At 71.7% G+C, this 19,328-nt stretch carries 19 protein-coding genes; 4 read left to right on the forward strand and 15 right to left on the reverse strand.

Features of this window, described 5'->3' with window-relative positions:
* Positions 1–101 precede the first annotated feature (101 nt).
* From FHX82_RS07905 to ahcY, 7 genes are all read right to left on the reverse strand, one after another.
* Entirely contained in the window at positions 102–1,847 is a 1,746-nt protein-coding gene (locus tag FHX82_RS07905; RefSeq protein WP_145935851.1) for an LpqB family beta-propeller domain-containing protein, read from the reverse strand.
* The gene (mtrB, locus tag FHX82_RS07910; protein ID WP_221215355.1) at positions 1,844–3,538 is read right to left on the reverse strand and encodes an MtrAB system histidine kinase MtrB; all 1,695 of its coding nucleotides are present in this window, start codon (positions 3,536–3,538) and stop codon (positions 1,844–1,846) included. Before mtrB ends, FHX82_RS07905 begins: the two co-directional genes overlap by 4 nt.
* Before the next feature lie 7 nt (positions 3,539–3,545).
* Positions 3,546–4,223, reverse strand: a complete 678-nt coding sequence (gene mtrA / locus FHX82_RS07915) for an MtrAB system response regulator MtrA (RefSeq protein WP_145935852.1) — start codon at positions 4,221–4,223, stop codon at positions 3,546–3,548.
* 72 nt (positions 4,224–4,295) lie between these two features.
* Positions 4,296–4,943: a dTMP kinase gene (locus FHX82_RS07920; RefSeq protein ID WP_145935853.1), complete on the reverse strand. Its 648-nt coding sequence runs from the start codon at positions 4,941–4,943 to the stop codon at positions 4,296–4,298.
* A gap of 24 nt (positions 4,944–4,967) precedes the next feature.
* The gene (locus FHX82_RS07925; protein WP_229880489.1) at positions 4,968–5,414 is read right to left on the reverse strand and encodes a type II toxin-antitoxin system VapC family toxin; all 447 of its coding nucleotides are present in this window, start codon (positions 5,412–5,414) and stop codon (positions 4,968–4,970) included.
* The gene (locus FHX82_RS07930) at positions 5,411–5,698 is read right to left on the reverse strand and encodes a FitA-like ribbon-helix-helix domain-containing protein (RefSeq protein ID WP_145935855.1); all 288 of its coding nucleotides are present in this window, start codon (positions 5,696–5,698) and stop codon (positions 5,411–5,413) included. The genes FHX82_RS07925 and FHX82_RS07930 overlap by 4 nt, the downstream gene beginning before the upstream one ends.
* Positions 5,699–5,755: 57 nt before the next feature.
* Positions 5,756–7,228: an adenosylhomocysteinase gene (gene ahcY, locus FHX82_RS07935; RefSeq protein ID WP_145935856.1), complete on the reverse strand. Its 1,473-nt coding sequence runs from the start codon at positions 7,226–7,228 to the stop codon at positions 5,756–5,758.
* A gap of 102 nt (positions 7,229–7,330) precedes the next feature.
* On the opposite strand from ahcY, the gene FHX82_RS07940 reads away from it, so the two are divergent.
* Positions 7,331–9,619 carry a hypothetical protein gene (locus FHX82_RS07940; protein WP_145935893.1) on the forward strand — a complete coding sequence of 763 codons (2,289 nt, stop codon included), beginning with the start codon at positions 7,331–7,333 and terminating at the stop codon, positions 9,617–9,619.
* Between the two features lie 13 nt (positions 9,620–9,632).
* On the forward strand, positions 9,633–10,502 hold the full coding sequence (locus tag FHX82_RS07945; RefSeq protein ID WP_145935857.1) for an LLM class flavin-dependent oxidoreductase: 870 nt from the start codon (positions 9,633–9,635) through the stop codon (positions 10,500–10,502).
* On the opposite strand, the gene FHX82_RS07950 is transcribed toward FHX82_RS07945, so the two are convergent.
* From FHX82_RS07950 to FHX82_RS07960, 3 genes are all read right to left on the reverse strand, one after another.
* Positions 10,482–11,987: an amino acid permease gene (locus FHX82_RS07950; RefSeq protein WP_145935858.1), complete on the reverse strand. Its 1,506-nt coding sequence runs from the start codon at positions 11,985–11,987 to the stop codon at positions 10,482–10,484. The genes FHX82_RS07945 and FHX82_RS07950 overlap by 21 nt on opposite strands.
* Positions 11,988–12,324: 337 nt before the next feature.
* Positions 12,325–13,254 (reverse strand): cation diffusion facilitator family transporter, encoded by a 930-nt coding sequence (locus FHX82_RS07955; protein ID WP_145935859.1) that lies wholly within the window; start codon positions 13,252–13,254, stop codon positions 12,325–12,327.
* 57 nt (positions 13,255–13,311) lie between these two features.
* Entirely contained in the window at positions 13,312–13,791 is a 480-nt protein-coding gene (locus FHX82_RS07960; protein WP_145935860.1) for a DUF2000 domain-containing protein, read from the reverse strand.
* 71 nt (positions 13,792–13,862) lie between these two features.
* Here FHX82_RS07960 and FHX82_RS07965 point away from each other — a divergent pair, with 71 nt between their 5' ends.
* Entirely contained in the window at positions 13,863–14,333 is a 471-nt protein-coding gene (locus FHX82_RS07965; protein ID WP_183176515.1) for an Lrp/AsnC family transcriptional regulator, read from the forward strand.
* A gap of 1 nt (position 14,334) precedes the next feature.
* Here FHX82_RS07965 and manA read toward each other — a convergent pair whose 3' ends face one another.
* The 5 genes from manA to FHX82_RS07990 all read right to left on the reverse strand — a co-directional run bounded on the left by manA (position 14,335) and on the right by FHX82_RS07990 (position 18,731).
* A complete protein-coding gene (manA, locus tag FHX82_RS07970) occupies positions 14,335–15,555 on the reverse strand; it encodes a mannose-6-phosphate isomerase, class I (RefSeq protein ID WP_145935861.1) in 1,221 nt (406 codons plus the stop codon).
* Between the two features lie 58 nt (positions 15,556–15,613).
* Positions 15,614–16,708 (reverse strand): hypothetical protein, encoded by a 1,095-nt coding sequence (locus FHX82_RS07975; RefSeq protein WP_183176516.1) that lies wholly within the window; start codon positions 16,706–16,708, stop codon positions 15,614–15,616.
* Positions 16,692–16,910, reverse strand: coding sequence for a Trm112 family protein (locus tag FHX82_RS07980; RefSeq protein ID WP_145935862.1), 219 nt, complete (start codon positions 16,908–16,910; stop codon positions 16,692–16,694). The genes FHX82_RS07975 and FHX82_RS07980 overlap by 17 nt, the downstream gene beginning before the upstream one ends.
* Positions 16,911–16,938: 28 nt before the next feature.
* Complete coding sequence (locus tag FHX82_RS07985; RefSeq protein ID WP_145935863.1) at positions 16,939–18,294, reverse strand: phosphomannomutase/phosphoglucomutase; 1,356 nt, start codon at positions 18,292–18,294, stop codon at positions 16,939–16,941.
* Between the two features lie 80 nt (positions 18,295–18,374).
* Positions 18,375–18,731 (reverse strand): DUF3499 domain-containing protein, encoded by a 357-nt coding sequence (locus FHX82_RS07990; RefSeq protein ID WP_145935864.1) that lies wholly within the window; start codon positions 18,729–18,731, stop codon positions 18,375–18,377.
* A 73-nt stretch (positions 18,732–18,804) separates the two neighbouring features.
* Between FHX82_RS07990 and FHX82_RS07995 the strand changes: the two genes are divergently transcribed.
* Complete coding sequence (locus tag FHX82_RS07995) at positions 18,805–19,272, forward strand: metallopeptidase family protein (RefSeq protein ID WP_145935865.1); 468 nt, start codon at positions 18,805–18,807, stop codon at positions 19,270–19,272.
* Positions 19,273–19,328: the final 56 nt, after the last annotated feature.

Raw genomic sequence — 19,328 nt, forward strand, 5'->3', positions numbered from 1 at the left:
GCGGCGCCGACCGACCCAGCCCAAGCAGAAAGGAGCCAGCCAAGAACCGGGCGCCCCAGCTCAGGCGGCTTGCCGCCGAGAGCCCCACGGCAGCAGCAATCTCACCCTGGGTAGAACGGCGCCGCCCGGGAGCCGAGGGAGCTTTGGTGCGGGCGCCAGACCTCGCCGACGTCCGAGGCGGTCCACAGGCCGCCCGCGTCGGCCACCACGATCGGGCGGCCGGGGGCCGCCGTGATCGCGTACACCGGCGGGGTCAGGTTCGAGCTGTTGAACGTGTCCAGGCGCAACCCGTCGATGGGCACCTTCACCACCGGCTGCGACGGCATCGTCGTGGCCGCCACCAGGCTGTCCTGACTGAGCCAGTCGACGTCCACCACGTCCGACAGCGTGCCCGTCTGCAGGATCCTCGGGCTCCGCAACGTCACGGCGTCCTGCGTCCGCACCACCGACGCCACCAGCAGCTGCCCGTTCACGACGATCGCCGCCCGGGCGCCGTCCCGCGACAGCCGCAGCGCGCTGATCGGGCCCACCGCCAGCACTTCCTCGGCGTTCACGGCCTGCCCGGACCAGCCGCCGTCCGGCGTGCGCAGCACCCGCACCACCGCCGCGCCGTCGACCACCGTCCACACCTCGCCCGAGGTCCCGTCCGCCGTCGCCGTCGGGCGCCACGTCGGGCGCGTCAGCGTGCCGCCGAACAGGTTCACCAGCTGCGCCGAACCCCCGTACGACCCGATTCGCAACTGCTGGCGCCCGTTCGCGTTGTCGACGATCGCCAGCTGCCTGCCGTCGATCGACTGCGCCGCGCTCACCACCTGGTACCCGCCCGACCCCGCAGGACCCTGAATCGCAGCACCATCGGCCAGTGAACGGATACGCCCGTTGACCGTCATCAACCCCGGCAGGTCCGGGCCCGGCGACGCCAGCGACGTGTACGACGGCACGTCGCTCGGCAGCCAGTCCTCGTGCCCGTCCACCAGCGCGTTCCCGTCCGACAGCAACCGCACCCGGTTGGTGGTCACCGCCTGCAGCGACAACACGATCTGCGCCGCGATCAGCTTCCTGACCTCCGGCGCCTGGTCACTGACCCCGGTCAGCGGCACCATCAGCGCCCCGTCCGGCGTCACCGTCACGTTGCCCTCGATGTTCGCGTCCTCGGGCAGCGGGCTGCGCACCGCGCCGACCAGCTGGTTCGACGGCCCGGACAGCAGCAGCGACACCACCCGCGCGGGCAGCCCCAGCTGCGGCTTCCCCGCCACGTAACGCAGGTCCGGCACCACCGTGTTCGAGTCCTGCGCGAAGAAGTACACCGGCACACGTACGTAGTTCGCGGTGAAGTCGCTGTAGGGCATGACGATGCTCGCCGGCGGGTTGGTCACCCGCCACTGCCCGTCGGACTGCTTGCGCACCAGCAACCGCAGCTCGTACGGGCTCTTCGACGGGATGAAGGAGCTGTCCGCGTCGAGCATCCCGAGGTTGGTGCCGCGCACCACGACCACCCGCTCGTTCGGGTTGTTCGGCACGTCCCCGCCGGTGGCGTAGACGGTGTTGAACTGGTCGTCGATGACGTTCATGCTCTTGCCCGGCTGCCACGCCTTCGCCGCCCCGTCGTCGAGGTACGTGCGGGCGGCGGCGTTGTTGCTCACCGGCTGCGCGCTGGCGCGCACGAAGTCACGGGCGACGGTCAGCGGGTCGAGGTCGCGGGCTGGCTGCGGCACGTCGGGGTTGGCGATCTGGCCGAGCTCCTGCTGCTGCACCGCGACCGGCTGCGACTCCTCCGGCACCGTCGCGCAGCCGGCGACCAGCAGCGCCCCGGCCAGCGCCGCGAGCAGGCGGTGGCCCCTTCTCATCCCACGTCCTCCTTGCGCAGCTCCGGCACGACGATGCTGTAGTCCGCGCCGGAACCGATGCTGGCCTGCCCGTTCACCGCTTGGCCGTCCGGGGGCACGAGTGGCAGCGGCGGCTCGCCGAACGGTTCGCCCTGCCGCCGCGGCAACGTGAGCCGGAAGCTCGCGCCGTGCCCCGGCGCGCCCCACGCCTCCAGCAGCCCGCCGTGCAGCCGCGCGTCCTCGTGGCTGATCGCCAGCCCGAGGCCCGTGCCGCCGGTGCGCCTGTTCCGTGACGGGTCCGCGCGCCAGAACCGGTTGAACACCAGGTCCGCCTCGCCGGGCCGCAGGCCGACCCCGTAGTCCCGCACCGTGATCGCGACGGCGTGCTCGTTCGCACCGAGGGTGAGCCGCACCGGACGGCCCTCACTGTGGTCGACGGCGTTCGCGAGCAGGTTTCGCAGGATCCGCTCCACACGCCGGGCGTCGATCTCGGCGAGCGTCTCGCTTTCCGGCAGCTCCAGCTCCACGTCGGTGCCCGCGTTGCGCGCGATCGCCCGCACCTGCTCCACCGCCCGGCGGGCGATGGGCGCGATGTCGATCAGCTCGGCCGCCAGCTCCTCCACCCCCGCGTCGAGTCGGCTGATCTCCAGCAGGTCGCCCAGCAGCGCCTCGAACCGGTCGAGCTCGTCGACCAGCAGCTCGGTGGAGCGGGCGAGCCCGGCGGGGAACTGCTCGCGGGACGCGTGCAGCACGTCGGCCGCCATCCGGACCGTGGTCAGCGGGGTGCGCAGCTCGTGTGAGACGTCCGAGGTGAACCGCCGTTGCAGGGTGCCGAAGTCCTCCAGCTGGCGGATCTGGTGCTGGATGCTCGCGGCCATCTCGTTGTACGACAACGCGAGCCGCGACAGGTCGTCCTCGCCCGTCACGGGCAGCCGTTCGTCCAGCTCACCCCCGGCGAACCGGGCGGCGGCGGCCGCGGCCGACCGGACCGGCCGCACGACCTGCCGCGTCACGATGTTGCTGATGCCCGCCAGCAGCACGAGCAGCACCAGACCGCCGACGAGCAGCGTGTTCTGCACCGTCTGCACCGTGTTCTGCTCCGCCGTCATGGGGAACAGCAGGTACAGCTGAATGGGTCTGCCGGTGCTGGTGACGGGCGCGGCGACGATCAGGTAGGTGGTGCGCACGCCCGCGTCGTCGACCGTGTGCGTCTGGTAGGCGACCTGGTTGGCCTCGGCGAACCGCTCCAGCCCCTCGGGCACCTTCCAGATCGGCCCCGCCGAGTCCGTCGAGCTGGACCCGCCCGCGGTGAGCACCGGCTCGAAGGCGCCCGCGGCCGACGCACCCGCGCCTTGGTCGTCCGAGGACGAGCTGGTGATCTTCTTCAGCACGTTCTGCAGCCGGTCGGGCAGCGCGTCCTGGTCGCTGAGGCCGACCAGCTCGTTCTCGGCGGTGGCCACCACCTGCAGGGTCTGCGCGATCGCGGCCTGGCGCTTGGTGTCGGTCAGGCGCGTGATGATCTGGTTCTGCAGCACCATGCCCAGCACGAACACCACCGCCGAGGACAGCGCGAGCGTCGACGCCGTCACCCGGAACTGCAGGGACCGCCGCCACAGCAGGCCGAACGCGACGAGCCTGCCGCGGCCGTGCGCGCCCAGGCGGCGGGCCAGCCGCAACACCCGGACCGCGAAGGCGATGATCTGCTGCTTCATCGGCGGCTTACGGAGGACCGGCCTTGTAGCCGACGCCGCGCACCGTCAGCACGACCTCGGGGTGCTCCGGGTCCTTCTCGACCTTCGAGCGCAGGCGCTGGACGTGCACGTTGACCAGCCGGGTGTCGGCGGCGTGCCGGTAACCCCACACCTGTTCGAGCAGGACCTCGCGGGTGAACACCTGGCGCGGCTTGCGGGCCAGCGCCACCAGCAGGTCGAACTCCAGCGGCGTGAGCGGGATGGCCTTGCCCTCGCGGGTGACCTCGTGCCCGGGCACGTCGATGGTGAGGTCGCCGATCGAGAGCGACTCGGCGGGCTCGGCCTCGGTGCGGCGCAGGCGCGCGCGGACCCTGGCGACGAGCTCCTTCGGCTTGAACGGCTTGACCACGTAGTCGTCGGCCCCGGACTCGAGCCCGAGGACGATGTCGACGGTGTCGCTCTTCGCGGTCAGCATGACGATCGGCACGCCGGACTCGGCGCGGATCGCCTTGCACACGTCGATGCCGTTCATGCCGGGCAGCATCAGGTCCAGCAGGACCAGGTCCGGTTTGAGCTCTCTGAGCGCGGGCAGCGCGCGGGAGCCGTCGGCGACGACGGCGGTGTCGAAGCCCTCGCCACGGAGCACGATGGTGAGCATCTCGGCGAGGGCGGGGTCGTCGTCGACAACCAGGACACGTGCCTTCATGAGCACATATTCGCACTACGGACCCCGGTTGGAACTGCCGACCCGGCAACCGGCGCACAAGATCGCCGCTGCTTAGCCCGGATGGACCAGTGACCGGGCCAGTGCGGGCGCGTCGGAGCCGGTCGTCCCGTCGACCACGTGCCAGGGCGAGAGCCAGGACCGGGCCGCGAGCTGGTCGTACACGCGGGCGCAGCGGACCTGGAGGTCGTCGTCGGACTCGAACGCGTCCTTCGCACGGCCGGTCTCGGTGCCGGCGCGCCGTTCGGCCCGCTCGGCGGCGACCTCGGGGCTGACGCGGAGCAGGATCTGCGTGTCGGGCACGGGCAGCCCGAAGCGGGCGATTTCGACCTCCCGCACCCAGCGCACGAACTCGCCGTCCGCGTCCTGGTGCAGCCGGGCCGCGCCGTACGCGGCGTTGGAGGCGACGTACCGGTCGAGGAGGACGACGTCGTGCTGCTTCACGGCGTCCGCGATGGTCTCGGCGGCGCCGCGGCGGTCGAGCGCGTAGAGCAGGCCCATGCCGTAGACGGAGTCGGCGAGGTCGCCGTGCCCGCGGTGCAGGGCTTCCCGCACGAGGTCGGCGTGCACGCTTTCGCCGTAGCGGGGGAAGGCCAGCGTCGTGACGGTCTCGCCGGAATCGTGCAGCGCCTTCATCAGCGCTTCGGTCAGCGTGCGCTTCCCCGCGCCGTCCAGCCCCTCGATGACTACCAATCGGCCCACGTGAGGCAGGTTATCGGGGCCCGCTCAGCGAACCTCGAGCCCGTGCGCCTTGGCGGCGTCGGCCTGCCGCTGGTCGCGGGTGACCATCGCGACGGGCTCACCACCGGTGAGCTCGGCGGTGCCGTGCAACGCGACGGCCAGGTGGATGGCGTCGAGGGTGCGGAGGGTGTGGTGGTCCGACACCAGCCGGTAGGCCGCGGGCATGATCACCCGTGGGACCAGCGGGATCAGACTCAGCGCCCCCGCGCCGCGGGTCTCCTCGTCGAAGCGCGCCAGCGCGGGTGCGGCATGGCGGATCCGGCCGTTGTTCCTCGCCGTCGCCATCGCACTGGCGAACTCCACCCTCGTCAGCTCGCTCGTCACCACCAGCTCGTCGTTGTCGAGCAGCAGCTCGACCAGCTGCGCGTGGTCGGGCTCGTCGGGCATGAAGGCACGCACGACCGCGCTCGTGTCCGCGTAGAAGACGGTCACCACTCGCCTCGCGTCCAGTCGAGCGCTTCGCTGACGGCGGTGCCGGTGCCGCGCATCAGCTCGTCGAGCTCGGCCCGGGTGGGCACGGGACCTTCGGGCTCGAAGGCCACCAGCTTGCCCTCGGCCAGCAGCCGCCGCTTCCACTCCTGCGGCGTCTCGGCCTTGTCGACCGCGGCCTTCAGCACCTCGGTGACGAACTCGTTGACGCTGCGTCCCTCCGACTCGGCCTTCAGCTTCAGCCGGGCGTGGAGATCGTCGTCGAGACGCGTGATCATCTGTCGCATACTGCGATGCTATCACAAGCACCGCTCATGATAGCACCGCAGCGCGACAGACCGCGATCAGTAGCGGTAGTGCTCCGACTTGAAGGGGCCTTCCACGTCGACGTCGATGTACTCCGCCTGCTCCTTCGTGAGCTTCGTCAGCTCGCCACCGAGGGCCTGCAGGTGGATGCGCGCCACCTTTTCGTCGAGTTTCTTCGGCAGCCGGTAAACCTCGTTGTCGTACTCCTCGTGTTTGGTGAACAGTTCGACCTGCGCGATCACCTGGTTGGAGAAGCTGTTGGACATGACGAACGAGGGGTGGCCGGTGGCGTTGCCGAGGTTGAGCAGCCTGCCCTCGGACAGCACGAGGATGCTGTGACCGTCGGGGAAGGTCCACTCGTCGACCTGCGGCTTGATGTTCGTGCGCCGGATACCCGGGTAGCGCGTCAGGCCCGCGATGTCGATCTCGTTGTCGAAGTGGCCGATGTTGCCCACGATGGTCTGGTGCTTCATCTTGGCCATGTGCTCGGCCATCACCACGTCCTTGTTGCCCGTCGTGGTGATGACGATGTCGGCCACCGGCAGCGCCTTCTCCAGCGTGGTCACCTGGAACCCGTCCATCGCCGCCTGCAGCGCGCAGATCGGGTCGATCTCGGTGACGATCACCCGCGCGCCCTGCCCCTTGAGCGACTCCGCCGCGCCCTTGCCGACGTCACCGTAACCGCACACCACCGCGACCTTGCCGCCGATGAGCACGTCCGTACCGCGGTTGATCCCGTCGATCAGCGAGTGCCGGATGCCGTAGCGGTTGTCGAACTTCGACTTGGTGACCGAGTCGTTCACGTTGATCGCCGGGAACAGCAGCTTGCCCTGCGCCGCCAGCTGGTACAGCCGCAGCACACCCGTCGTGGTCTCCTCGGTGACCCCGCGCACACCCTGCCCGATGCGGGTCCACTTCTGCCCGTCCGCGGCCAGCGACTCCCGCAGCAGGCCCAGGAAGACCTTCCACTCCTCGGAATCGTCGTCCTCCGCCGGCGGCACCACACCCGCGGCCTCGTACTCCGTGCCCCGGTGCACCAGCATCGTCGCGTCGCCACCGTCGTCGAGGATCATGTTCGGGCCTTCGCCGTCCCAGGTCAGCATCCGCTCGGTGCACCACCAGTACTCCTCCAGCGACTCGCCCTTCCACGCGAACACCGGCACGCCCTTGGGCTCGTCGACCGTCCCGTGCGGGCCCAGCACCACCGCGGCCGCCGCGTGGTCCTGCGTGGAGAAGATGTTGCACGAGGCCCAGCGGACCTCCGCGCCCAGCGCCACCAGCGTCTCGATCAGCACCGCCGTCTGCACCGTCATGTGCAGCGAGCCCGACACCCGCGCCCCGCGCAGCGGGAACACCTCGGCGTACTCGCGGCGCAACGCCATCAACCCCGGCATCTCGTGCTCGGCCAGCCGGATCTCCTTGCGGCCGAACTCGGCCAGCTCGAGATCCGCCACCGCGAACTCCACCCCGTTGCGGGTGTCGTGCCGCTTGGCAACGCTTTCGGGGGTCATAAGGCATTTCCTCCATGAATCGGCGACACCTGAACAGTACCGTTGTCCGTTCATCACGGAACACCCTCGAGGCACCCTCGAAGAAGGAGGCGACACGTGCCGATCCCCGGCCCGGAAACCCGGATCGTCGAGCTGCGTGTCCCCGGCCTCTCCGGCACCTCCGGCGAAGCGCTGCTGGACGTGGTGAGCACGGTCGAGGTCGCCGGTGACGGGCTGGGCCGCGTGATCCGCCCGTCCGACCGCCTGCGCCGCCCGGCGCCCGGTCCGGTGCTGCAGGCGCTGGGCCGGTCGGTGCCGCGGACGCTGGAGGGTTACCTGTGGGGCGGCATGACGTCGGGCGGCGCGGCGAAGGCGGCGTGGGCGCTGTTGTTCCCTTTCTCACTCGCGAACGTGGCCCACTGGATGCTCCCGCCGGTACCGGAGGGCAGCCGGGCGGCGGCCGCGCTCGGCGCGGTCTGCCGCAGCCTGCTGCGGGTCGCCGGGCTGTTGCTGACGATGCTGCTCGTGGGACAGCTGGCGGTGCTGTCGCTGGACCTGTTCGCCACGCAGTGCCTGGCGCCCGGGGCGGCCTGCCTGTCCGTGGTACCGGAGCGGTTGCGCGAGCTGACGGCGCTGCGCACGGTCGCGGGTCTGGTGCCACCCGCGGTCGTGATCTTCGTGCTGTACCGGATTTCCGCCACGCGGTGGCACGTGACGTGCGAGGACCTGCCGCCGCGGCGCGGCCCGTTGCCGGGCGACGCGTTGCGGGCCGAAGCAGATTGGCCGTCGCTGCGCTACCTGCACACGGCGAGCGCGCTGGCCACCGTCGCGCTCCTGGTGCTGGGTGGCCCGTTCACCGTGCCGCGGGCGACGGGTGAGCTGGTCCTGTGGTGCTGCGCGCTGGCCGTCGTGGCCGCGTCGCTGGTCGCGACGGCGGTCGGGGTCCGTGTGCCGCGGCGGACGTTGCTGGGGTTCGCGGCGCTGGTGTTCTGCGCGGTCGCCGCGTTCCGGCCCGCGCTGCCCGCGGGGTCGGACGAGACCGTGCAGGGGCTCGGTGCGGTGCTGCTCGCGGTGTCCGTGTTGTTCGCCGTCCTGCTCGTGCCCGCCGCGCTGGTCGGCAGGCGGACGTGGCGCGAGCAGCCGAAGCGCCTGCGGCCGTGGCTCGGCGGCTGGGCCGCGGCGCCGGTGCTCGCGCTCGCGGTGCTCCTGGGCGGCGGTTTCGGCGCGGGCCTCGCGATCGGGCTGCGGAAACTGGCCGGGGCGTCGTGGCTCCGGCTGCCCGACAGCTACACCCCGGTGACAGTGCTGTGGGGCGGCGGGCTGGTGCTGGCGGCCGTGCTCGCGGTGTTCGGCTTCGCGGTCGGCGTGCCGCTGCGACGGCGGCGCCGCGGGGTGCCGGAGATCGTGCGGCTGTTGCAGGACGAGGGCGACCACAAGCGTGCGGCGGCCGCCTGGGCGCGGTCGGCGTGGGAGCGGCGGCACCTGCACCACCTCGCGTTCGGCGTGGTGTTCGGCATGTCGGCCGGGGCGGCGGCGCTACTGGTGGTGCGGTTCGTGCTCCGCGCCCGCCCCGGCTGGTTCGCCCCGCTGTCCGCGCTCGGCGTGTTCGCGCTCGGCGCGCTGGCCGTCGGGCTGCTGCGGGTGGTCTACACCGCCGCGCGCAAGCCCGAGCGGGACAGGCACCTCGGCGCGCTGGCCGACCTGGTGTGCTTCTGGCCGCGGGCGGCGCATCCGGTGATCCCGCCGTGCTACGCGCTGAAGGTGGTGCCGGAGCTGGCCGACCGTGCGAAGGAGCACCTCGCCGAGCCGCACACGCGGGTCGTCCTCGGCGGGCACGGGGTGGGCAGTCTGCTGGCGGTGATCGCGACGGCCCGGCTCGTGCACGCGCTGCCCGAGGGCGAGCGGAGCCGCCTCGGCCTGCTCACCGCCGGGTCGCCGTTGCAGTGGGGGTACCAGCGCGCGTTCCCGGCGCTGCTGTCGCGGGAGGCGCTGGCCCGGTTGTTCGGCGAGCTGGACGGGCGCTGGCGCGGCCTCGCCCGTGGCACGGACGTCTTCGGCGGCGGCGTCACCACGTGGCGGCAGGACGCGGCGGACGGGAAGCTGCGCGGCGACGGCTACCTGCCGGACGGCGGCGTCGGCGAGGTCGGCCCGGCGCTGCCCGGTCCGACGGGCGCCCTCGTCCTCGGCGGTGACCACTGGCTGCCCGACCCCGTCCGCACCACACCCGGCACGCGTCGCTGGGCCGCGGGCGTGCTGGGGCACGCCGATTACGAGGTCGACCCGGAGTGGGACAGGGCGGTCGCGATGGCCGCGGGCCTGGAGTTCCCGGACCGGCCGACGACGCGGCCGTTCGGCGAGCAGGTGCCGCTGTTCCCCGACCTGCCCCGGTTCAACCTGAACCTCGCGCCGTGAGCACAGTGGGGGGATGCGCATCGGCATCGGCATCCCCAACACCGTCCCCGGCGTCTCCGGCCCGCTGATCCTCGACTGGGCGCGGCGGGCGGAGGAACGTGGCTTCGCGTTCGTCTCCACGATCGGTCGCGTCGGCTACCCGTCGTACGACTCGCTGACGGCGCTCGCCGCCGTCGCGGGCGCCACCAGCCGCCTCGGCCTGACCACCAACGCCGTGCTGGGGCCGACGTATCCGGACGCGGTGCTCGCGAAGATCACCGCGACCGTCGCGCAGCTGTCGGCTGGACGGCTGACGCTCGGTCTGGGCGTCGGTGCCCGCGAGTCCGACTACCTGCCCGCCGAACGCGACTTCGCGGACCGCGGCGCGGCCTTCGACCGCCAGCTGGAATTCCTGCACCGCGCCTGGGGCGGCGAACCGGTCGCGGCGGGTGACTTCGCGGACGAGCGGCGAGCGGTGGCGCCTCCCGGCGAGGCGGTGCCCGTCCTGATCGGCGGCCACGGCAAGCGAGCCGTCCGCCGCACCGCCCGGTGGGGCGCGGGCTGGACCGGAGCCGGCGGTGGGCCACGCCGCGCGGAGCCGACGATCAAGGAGATCCGCCAGGCCTGGCAGGAGGCCGGCCGGGAGGGCGAGCCGCGCCTGCTCGGGCTGGCGTACTTCTCGACCGACGACCGCCGCGCCGAGGACTCCGACCGCTACCTGCGCTCGTACTACGCCTACGCCGGTGACCACGCGAACACGATCGCCGAGGGCGCGGTGCGCACGCCCTCGGCGATCCGCGGGATCCTGCGGGACTTCGAGGCGATCGGGATGACCGAGCTGACGTTCACCCCGACACTGGCCGATCTGTCCGAAGTGGACCGACTAGCCGACCTGGTCCTCTGAGATCCGCTTGCCCAGCAAGGAATGCCGGCGGCTGTAGGCGAAGTAGATCACCACGCCGACCACCATCCACACGACGAACCGCAGCCACGTGAGCACGGTCAGGTTCAGCATCAGCCACACGCAGGCCAGGATCGCGAGCACCGGGAGCACCGGCACCCACGGCACGCGGAACGCGCGCGGCAGGTCGGGGTGCGTCCGGCGCAGCACCAGCACGCCCGCCGAGACGAGCACGAACGCGAACAGCGTGCCGACGTTGACCATCTCCTCCAGCTTGTCCGCGGGGAAGAAGGTCGCGGCGGCGGCCACCAGCACGCCGACGAGGATCGTGGCGCGGGCGGGCGTGCCGTTGCGGCCGGTGCGCGCGAGCTTGCGCGGCAGCAGGCCGTCGCGGGACATCGCGAACAGCACCCGGACCTGGCCGAGCATCAGCACCATCACCACGGTGGTGAGGCCGGCGAGCGCGCCGACGGAGATCACGTTGGCGGCCCAGTCGACGCCGTTCGCGGAGAACGCGGTGGCCAGCGTCTTGTGGCTGCCGTCGCCTGCCTTCGTCGCGAGCTCGGTGTACGGCACCATGCCGACGACCACGAGCGAGACGGCGACGTAGAGCACGGTCACGATGGCCAGCGAGCCGAAGATGCCGCGCGGCACCGAGCGCTGCGGGTTCTTCGTCTCCTCGGCGGTGGTGGCGACGATGTCGAAGCCGATGAAGGCGAAGAACACCAGCGAGGCGCCGGCGAGCAGCCCGAACGCGCCGAAGGAGCTGCTGGCGCCGCCCGCGATGAGCGAGAACAGCGACTGGTTGACGCCGCTTTCGCCGGAGCCGCTGCCGGCGGTGGGCGGGATGAACGGCGAGTAGTTCGCGCCCTTGACGTAGAAGATGCCGAGCACGATCACGAACAGCACGATGAGCACCTTGACCGCGGTGATCACCATCGATACCCGCGACGACAGCTTGGTGCCGACCGCGAGCACGGTCGCCAGCACGACGACGAGGAGTAACGCGCCCCAGTCGACATCCACCCCGCCGAGTGAGAACGTCGTCTTCGTGCCGGTGCCGAAGAGGTAGCCGAGCACCGTTTCGAGGTAGACCGACCACCCCTTGGCGACCGCGGCCGCGCCGACGGCCAGTTCGAGCACGAGGTCCCAGCCGATGACCCAGGCCATGAACTCGCCGAAGGTGGCGTAGGAGAACGTGTACGCGCTGCCCGCGACGGGCACGGTGGAGGCGAACTCGGCGTAGCACAGCGCCGCGAGCCCGCAGGCGATCGCGGCGAACACGAAGGCCAGCGAGACGGAAGGGCCGGCGTAGTCACCGGCGGTGCGCGCGGTGAGCGTGAAGATGCCGGCACCGATCACCACGGCGACGCCGAAGACGGTCAGGTCCCACGCGGAGAGGTTGCGACGCAGTCTGGTTTCCGGCTCATCGGTGTCCTTTATGGACTGCTCGATGGACTTCGTCCGCCACAACCCGTTCCCTGGCAAGGTGCCACTCCTCCCTGGTCTCCTGCATCTCAGGTCCGGTTCGTCACCTTAACCCGGCAGAGTGAAAGCGGCGAATCAGGCGTTCGGGATCGGGGCGGCGCAGCGGCTGACCCGCGGGCAAACCCGGCTACCGGCGGTCCGCCCGGCCGAGGAGGCACGAGCCACCGCCCGGCCACCGGCACCACGGCGAATCAGCCATCCCGGCGCGGAGCCGCTCCCGGCCGGAGTCAGGGCACCACCCAGCGACCGGCACCACAGCGAACGACCCGGCGCGGAGCCGCTCCCGGCCACGGCCCTGCGGAGTCGGCCACCACCCAGCCACCGGCACGGCGGCGAATCAGGCGTCCGGTGTCTGGACACGCTCCCGGTCCAGGTCGGGCTCCAGGTAGATCAGCCGGGCGATCGGGACCTTCGCCCGGACGCGCGCTTCGGCGTCGTCGATGGCGCGCGCCACCTCCGCGACCGTGAGGTTCGGCGCGAGTGCCAGCTTGGCCGCGACCAGCAGCTCCTCCGGGCCGAGGTACTGCGTCCGGATGTGGATCACCCGCTCGACCTTCCCCGCGGCCAGCTCGGTGCAGATCGTCTCCAGCTGCTCGTCCGTCGCGCCCTCGCCGATCAGCAGGCTCTTCATCTCGACGATGAGGATGATCGCGATGACCCCGAGCAGCGTGCCGATCGCGATCGTGCCGATGCCGTCCCACACCGGGTCGCCGGTCAGCTCCGCCAGCCCGACCCCGGCCAGGGCGAAGACGAGACCGAGCAGCGCGCCGGTGTCCTCCAGCAGCACCACGGGCAGTTCGGGCGTGCGCGACTGCCGGATGAAGCCCCACCACGAGACGTCACCCTTGATCTTGCGGGACTCACCCATCGCGGTGATGAAGCTGTATCCCTCCAGGCAGATCGCGACCACCAGGATGACCACCGCGACCAGCGGCGAGGTCAGCGGCTCGGGGTGCTCGACCTTGTGGATGCCCTCGTACAGCGCGAACGCCGAGCCGAGGGTGAACAGCATCAGCGCCACGACGAACGAGTAGAAGTACCGGTCCCGCCCGAACCCGAACGGGTGCTCGCGTGTCGCCCGGCGGCGTGACGTGCGGTGACCGAGCAGCAGCAGTCCCTGGTTGGAGGTGTCGGCGAGCGAGTGCACCGACTCGGCGAGCATGGACGAGGACCCGGTGAACAGGAACCCGACGAACTTGGCCACCGCGATCCCGGCGTTGGCGCTCAGCGCCGCGAGAATCGCCTTGGTTCCCCCGCCTGCCGACACGCTGACTCCCCTGAAAGTCGTCCCGATTTGTCGGGATGCAGCCTACGGGGCGGGAGATCACCGCAGCAGCGGGAGCCCTCCGACCAGCTTGTCGACCTTGTTCCGCGGTCCGACAATACTCACGGCGTAGTAGCTCAACTCGCTCTCGTCGGTGCTCCCGAGGCCGGCCCGGTACTCCTCGTACGAGCGGCTCGCCTGCGCGTGCTTCGACATGTCGGCGACGAACAACCCCTCCTTGCTCATCGCCTTCGTCCGGATCTCCCGCACCTTCGCCGCGTCCCCGCCCAGGATCGACACCCCGCTCCACGGCAGGCCCGCGTGCGTCTGGCCGTCGGCGTCCACGACCTCGCCGCCCACCACGCCCGGCAGCACGGCCGCGACGGCGGCGCCGAGGCAGGCCGTCGCGTTGGCGACGAGTCCGGCACCGAGCGACTGGTCGGCCACGATGACCCACTTCAGCTTCGCGCTGCGGGTGCCCGCACCCTCCCGAACATCCGCTTCGAGAAGTGCCTGGAGTTCCTGATGTCCTGTGCTCATGCCCGCAGAAGCTAGGCAAAGATGGAGACCAGATCCACCAGCGCCGAACTTAATTCGACAAAGGAGCGGATATGGCCGAGCTGGACGAACTAGATCAGGCACTGCTGCGGGAACTGCAGCGCGACGCACGGCGAACCAACCGGGAACTGGCCGCCGCCACGGGTGTCTCGCCGTCGACCTCCCTCGAACGCGTGCGGTCGATGCGGGAACGCGGCATCATCCGCGGGTTCCTGCTCGACGTCGACCTCGCGGAGATCGGCCGCCCGGTCCAGGCGCTGATCGCGCTGCGCGTCCGCCCGCCATCCCGACGGGTGATCGAAGCGTTCCGCGAATGGGTGACGCTGCTGCCGGAGACGGTGGGCGTGTTCGTCGTCTCCGGCGGCGAGGACTTCCTGGTGCACGTGGCCGTCCCGGACAACGACGCGCTCTACGCCTTCGTCATCGACCGGCTCACCCAACGCCCCGAGGTGGCCGACGTCCGCACCAGCGTGGTGTACGAACACCTGCGCCCGCGCGTGATCGCCCCCGCGAAGGGGAAGTGAGCTACCGCCCCGAGGTGGCGCGGAACAGCTGCGTCCGCCCCTCGCCGATCGGCCGGACGTGCACCGCCGGGTCGGCCGCCGGCAGCCACAGCGACTGCCCCCGGCCCAGCTCCAGCTCCTTGCCGTCGTCGGCGCGCACCAGCACTCGGCCGGCCGTGCACAGCAGGATCTGCGGCACGCCGGTGTGCACCCGCAGGTCCGCCTGCTCACCCGCCGCCCAGTCACAGCGGGACAGCTCGAACTCCGGCGCGTCCGTCCGGTACACCGCGCCGCAGTCGCTCGGCTCGCCGGGCAGGATCGGCATGTCGCAGCAGGTGAAGTCCACCACGCGCAGCAGCTCGGGCACGTCGACGTGCTTCGGCGTGAGCCCGCACCGCAGGATGTTGTCCGAGTTGGCCAGGATCTCCACGGCCGTGCCGTGCAGGTACAGGTGCAGGTTCCCGGCGGGCAGGTAGATCGCCTCGCCCGCACTCAGGATCAGGCGGTTGAGCAGCAGCGCCGCCAGCACCCCCGCGTCCCGCGGATGCGCCTCGCCCAGTTCGAGGATCGTCCGGCACTCGGTGTCGAACTCGCCGTGGTCCTTCACGTGCAGCACGCACGCGTCGAGCACCTCGGGCAGCAGCTCGTCCAGGATCGCCTGCGGCAGCGTGATCCACGTGGTGAACAGCGCACGCATGCCGGCGGGGTCGGGCTGGGCGGCCAGCAGCTCGGTGTACTTCGCCAGCCCGGGCGTCTCGATCGCGCGCAGCAGCTTGATCGTGCGCTCCGGCTCGCGGAACCCGGCGAGCGCGTGGAACTCCGTCAGCGCGCACACCAGCTCGGGCTTCGCCGTCGGGTCCGGGTAGTTGCGGTTCGGCGCGTCCCGCGGGATGCCGGCCGCCTCCTCGCGGGCGTGCCCCTCCGCGGACTGCGCCGCCGACGGGTGCGCCTGCATCGACAGCGGCTCTTCGACGGCGAGGATCTTCAGCAGGAACGGCAGCCGGTTGTTCCAGCGCTGCGAGCACTCCGGACCGAGGTGCGTCTGCGGGTCGCCCTCGATCAGCTCCAGCAGGCTGCGCTCCTCGCCGTCCGCGCCGACGACGCGCGACGGGTCGCCGGGGTGGGCACCCATCCACAGCTCGGCCTCCGGATGCGGCGCCGGTACCTCGCGTCCCAGCAGCTCCGGGATCGTGGTCCGCGAACCCCAAGCGTAGGGCCGCACGGCATTGCGGAGCAGCTCCACCGTGTTCTCAACTCCTTGGCATCCGCCCCGGGGCGGTTCTCGTTCGGAGACAGCGAGTTCACGCCGTGGCCGGCGCGTACTGGCCGGCACCACCCAAGCTTCCCGCCGCGAGCCCGAGATAGACCGCGGCCAGCTCGAACCGTAGCGCGAGCACACCCGCGCGCACAGGCTCGTCCCCGGCGATCTCGTCCCCGGGGGCGATGGTTCCGGCCCCGGGAAGGGTATGTGAGGCCTCGTAGCGGGCCGCGTCCGCGGTCGGTCCGCCGTGCACGGCGAGCAGCAGCACCCTTGGCTTCAGCCCGGCGTCGTCGAAGTCCGGATCGGCGAAGATGTCCTGCTCACCGGAGTTCGCCAGCACCGAACGGTGCAGCGCGGGCCGGGCCAGCGCCTGCCGGTAGCCACCCGCGTCGCACACCACCCCCGCGTACGCGCCCAGCACGTACGCAGCGTGGTCGGCGACCGCCGTCGCCACCGGGTCGAGCCCCCACAGCATCGGCACCCGGTCGGCCAGCCGCAGCGCCAGCGCCTTCGCCGGGTTCGCGAACGAGTCCCGGCCGAGGTGCCCGCGCTCGGCCTCGGCGTCCAGCTGGTCGGCCAGCGTCTCGACGTCGGCGACCAGCAGGCCCAGCGCGTTGGCGGTGAGCAGCCCGGCGGCGAGGCCGCGGGCGAAGGTCAGCTCCGGCGGCACCGGGATCCGCGGCGCGAGCAGCAGGCCCTTGCCCGCGATCGACGCCGCCACCGGCCCCTCCTGCGGCCCCGACAGCACGACGCTCGCGCCGAACCGGCTGGCCCGCTCGATCCCGGCCGCCAGCTCGCGGTCGGCCGGGTCGTCGGTGTGCGCGAACACGACGTCCAGCGCTCCGATCCAGCTGGGCACCGCGTCGGTGAGCACCACGGGCACCGGGCAGGACGGCGCGAGCAGCGCGGCCAGCAGTTTCGTCAGCCCCCGGCCGACCCCGGGCCGGACCACGAGCACGAGCGACCGCGGCCTGCCGACATCGAGGCGGTCGGCGAGCTCGACGTCCGCCGCCACCTCGGTGGTGGCCCGCACCTGGGCACCCGCCATCGCCGCGGCCCGAAGCAGCCCCGCCGAGTCGGCCTCCGCCAGCCGGGCGGGGTCGTCCAGGAGCGTGTCGTCAAGCACCGTCGGCACTGGGATCAGCGGAGCCGGGCTCGACCGCTTCGTCGAGCAGGAGGACGGGGATGCCGTCGCGCACCGGGTAGATCCGTCCGCAGGACGTGCAGGTCAGCGCGTCCGCGTCCGCGTCGTCCGGGGTACCGGGGCGCAGCGGGGCGTGGTCCGGGGACGGGCACGCCAGGATCTCCAGCAGCTGAGGGTCGAGCGCGAGAGCCATATCTTCTCCTTACCACGCGATCGGGTGGTCAACCACGGACGATCGCGAGCACTTCGTCGGTCAGCGCGCGCACGGCTTCCTGGGTCGGTGCCTCGACGTTGAGCCGCAGCAGCGGCTCGGTGTTGGACGGGCGCAGGTTGAACCACGAGCCGTCGGGCAGCTGCACGGTGAGCCCGTCCACCTCGTCGGTGGTCACGCCGGAACGGCTCGCGAAGGCGTCCTTGACCGCCTGCTGCCGGGCCGCCTGGTCGTCGACGGTGGAGTTGATCTCACCGGACGCCTCGTAGCGCTTGTACTCGCTCGTCAGCTCCGACAGCGGGCGGTCCTGCTCGCCGAGGGCGGCCAGCACGTGCATCGCGGCGAGCATGCCGGTGTCGGCGCGCCAGAAGTCGCGGAAGTAGTAGTGGGCGGAGTGCTCCCCGCCGAAGATGGCGCCGGTGCGGGCCATCTCCCCCTTGATGAACGAGTGCCCGACGCGCGTGCGGACCGGCTTGCCGCCGTGCTCGGTGACGATCTCCGGCACCGCGTGCGACGTGATCAGGTTGTGGATGATCGTCGCGCCCGGCTCCTTGGCCAGCTCGCGGGTGGCGACCAGCGCGGTGATGGCGCTGGGCGACACCGGGTCGCCGTTCTCGTCGACCACGAAGCAGCGGTCGGCGTCGCCGTCGAACGCCAGGCCCGCGTCGGCGCCGACCTCGCGCACCTTGGCCTGCAGGTCGACCAGGTTCTTCGGGTCCAGCGGGTTGGCCTCGTGGTTGGGGAAGCTGCCGTCGAGCTCGAAGTACATCGGCACGACGTCGATCGGCAAGCCCTCGAAGACCGTCGGGACGGTGTGCCCGCCCATGCCGTTGCCCGCGTCGACGACGACCTTCAGCGGCCGGATGCCGGACAGGTCGACGAGCTTGCGCAGGTACGCGGCGTAGTCGGCGAGCACGTCCCGCTCGGTGACGATGCCGGGCTGGCCCTCGAACGCCGGGACGCCCTGCTCGACGGTGTCGCGGATCTCGGCGAGGCCGGAGTCCTGGCCGACCGGAGCGGCACCCGCGCGGCACATCTTGATGCCGTTGTACTTGGCGGGGTTGTGGCTGGCGGTGAACTGGGCGCCCGCCAGGTTGAGCGAGCCGGAGGCGAAGTACAGCTCGTCGGTGCTGGCGAGGCCGATGAGCACCACGTCGAGGCCCTGCGAGGTGACGCCGTCGGCGAACGCCTTGGCCAGGCCGGGCGAGGACTCCCGCATGTCGTGGCCGATCACGACCGCCGGGGACTCGGGCTTGATCAGCAGGGCGAACGCGGCCCCGAAGTCCCGCACCAGGTCGGCGTTCAACTGCTCGCCGACCACCCCACGGATGTCGTACGCCTTGACGATGGCGGACAGGTCTGACACGCGCTTCTCCCCGACGGTTCGACAGGTTCGGATGCCGGAAAGAGTACCGGGGAAAACTCGGCGTCGTCGGGGGCCCGACTTCAGGAGATCGGGTCCGGGAGGACGCGGAGGTGGCCACGGCGCCCGGAGCCGCCTTCCGGCTCCGGCGGGGGCGCCGGACGGTCGGGCCTGCCGGCCTCGCGGACGGCCTCGGCGAGCGCGGTCAGCTCGTCGTCCGACCGGTCGGGCTCGGCGAAGGAGCCCTCGTGCCGCACGACTTCCCACCCCTTGGGCGCGGTCAGCCGGAGCGCGTGCTCTTCGCACAGGTCGTAGGAATGCGGCTCCGACGCCGTCGCGAGGGGACCGACCACCGCGGTCGAATCGCTGTAGGCGTAGGTCAGCGTGGCGACTGCGGGTTGGAGGCACCCGGTCCGCGAACACTTTCGTACGCTCGACACGAACACGGACGATACTGCCTCGCACCGACAAGTGTGCGCAGGCACACCGGATGAGGGCGGTAACCTTCCCTCTGTGTCCACCGCTCGCAGTTCCCGCCAACGGCGGCGCGTCCGCCGTGACCGCCACGGTCGCGGCCTGCGCGGCCCGCTGTACCCCGCGTCGCTGCCCGCGGCCGCCAGCCGGGCGGAGAAGTTCGACCAGCTGGTGCTGGACGCGCTGGAGCCGATCGAGGCCCGCTGGCGCGACCAGCTGACGAAGCTGGACGTCGCGGTGGACGACGTGCCCGAGGTGCGCGGGACGAGCCACGCGGTGCAGGCCGAGGGCGTGCTGCACGACGGTTCGGTGCCGCTGTCGCGCCTCGTGCCCGCGGGGGTCGACCGGGCGGGCCTGCCGACGCGCGCGCGGATCGTGCTGTACCGGCGGCCGCTGGAGGCACGGGCGAAGGACCCGAACGAGCTGGCCGAACTGGTGCACGACGTGCTGGTCGAGCAGGTGGCCGGCTACCTGGGCGTGGAACCGGACGTCATCGACGGCGAGTAGCCCGCCGGTCAGCCGCGTCGAGGGAAACCCGCTGGAAAGACAGCCGGACAGCCGAT

The sequence above is a fragment of the Amycolatopsis bartoniae genome (assembly GCF_014191255.1).
In the GTDB taxonomy this organism is placed as follows: Bacteria; Actinomycetota; Actinomycetes; order Mycobacteriales; family Pseudonocardiaceae; genus Amycolatopsis_E; species Amycolatopsis_E bartoniae.

Excerpts from the sequence above, each read along its gene's own strand:
- FHX82_RS07960 (WP_145935860.1), bottom strand. The coding sequence starts at position 13,791 with ATGAGCACAGGACATCAGGAACTCCAGGCACTTCTCGAAGCGGATGTT.
- FHX82_RS07945 (WP_145935857.1), top strand. The coding sequence starts at position 9,633 with ATGCGCATCGGCATCGGCATCCCCAACACCGTCCCCGGCGTCTCCGGC.
- ahcY (WP_145935856.1), bottom strand. The coding sequence starts at position 7,228 with ATGACCCCCGAAAGCGTTGCCAAGCGGCACGACACCCGCAACGGGGTG.
- FHX82_RS07965 (WP_183176515.1), top strand. The coding sequence starts at position 13,863 with ATGGCCGAGCTGGACGAACTAGATCAGGCACTGCTGCGGGAACTGCAG.
- FHX82_RS07930 (WP_145935855.1), bottom strand. The coding sequence starts at position 5,698 with ATGCGACAGATGATCACGCGTCTCGACGACGATCTCCACGCCCGGCTG.
- FHX82_RS07905 (WP_145935851.1), bottom strand. The coding sequence starts at position 1,847 with ATGAGAAGGGGCCACCGCCTGCTCGCGGCGCTGGCCGGGGCGCTGCTG.
- mtrA (WP_145935852.1), bottom strand. The coding sequence starts at position 4,223 with ATGAAGGCACGTGTCCTGGTTGTCGACGACGACCCCGCCCTCGCCGAG.
- mtrB (WP_221215355.1), bottom strand. The coding sequence starts at position 3,538 with ATGAAGCAGCAGATCATCGCCTTCGCGGTCCGGGTGTTGCGGCTGGCC.
- FHX82_RS07980 (WP_145935862.1), bottom strand. The coding sequence starts at position 16,910 with ATGGCTCTCGCGCTCGACCCTCAGCTGCTGGAGATCCTGGCGTGCCCG.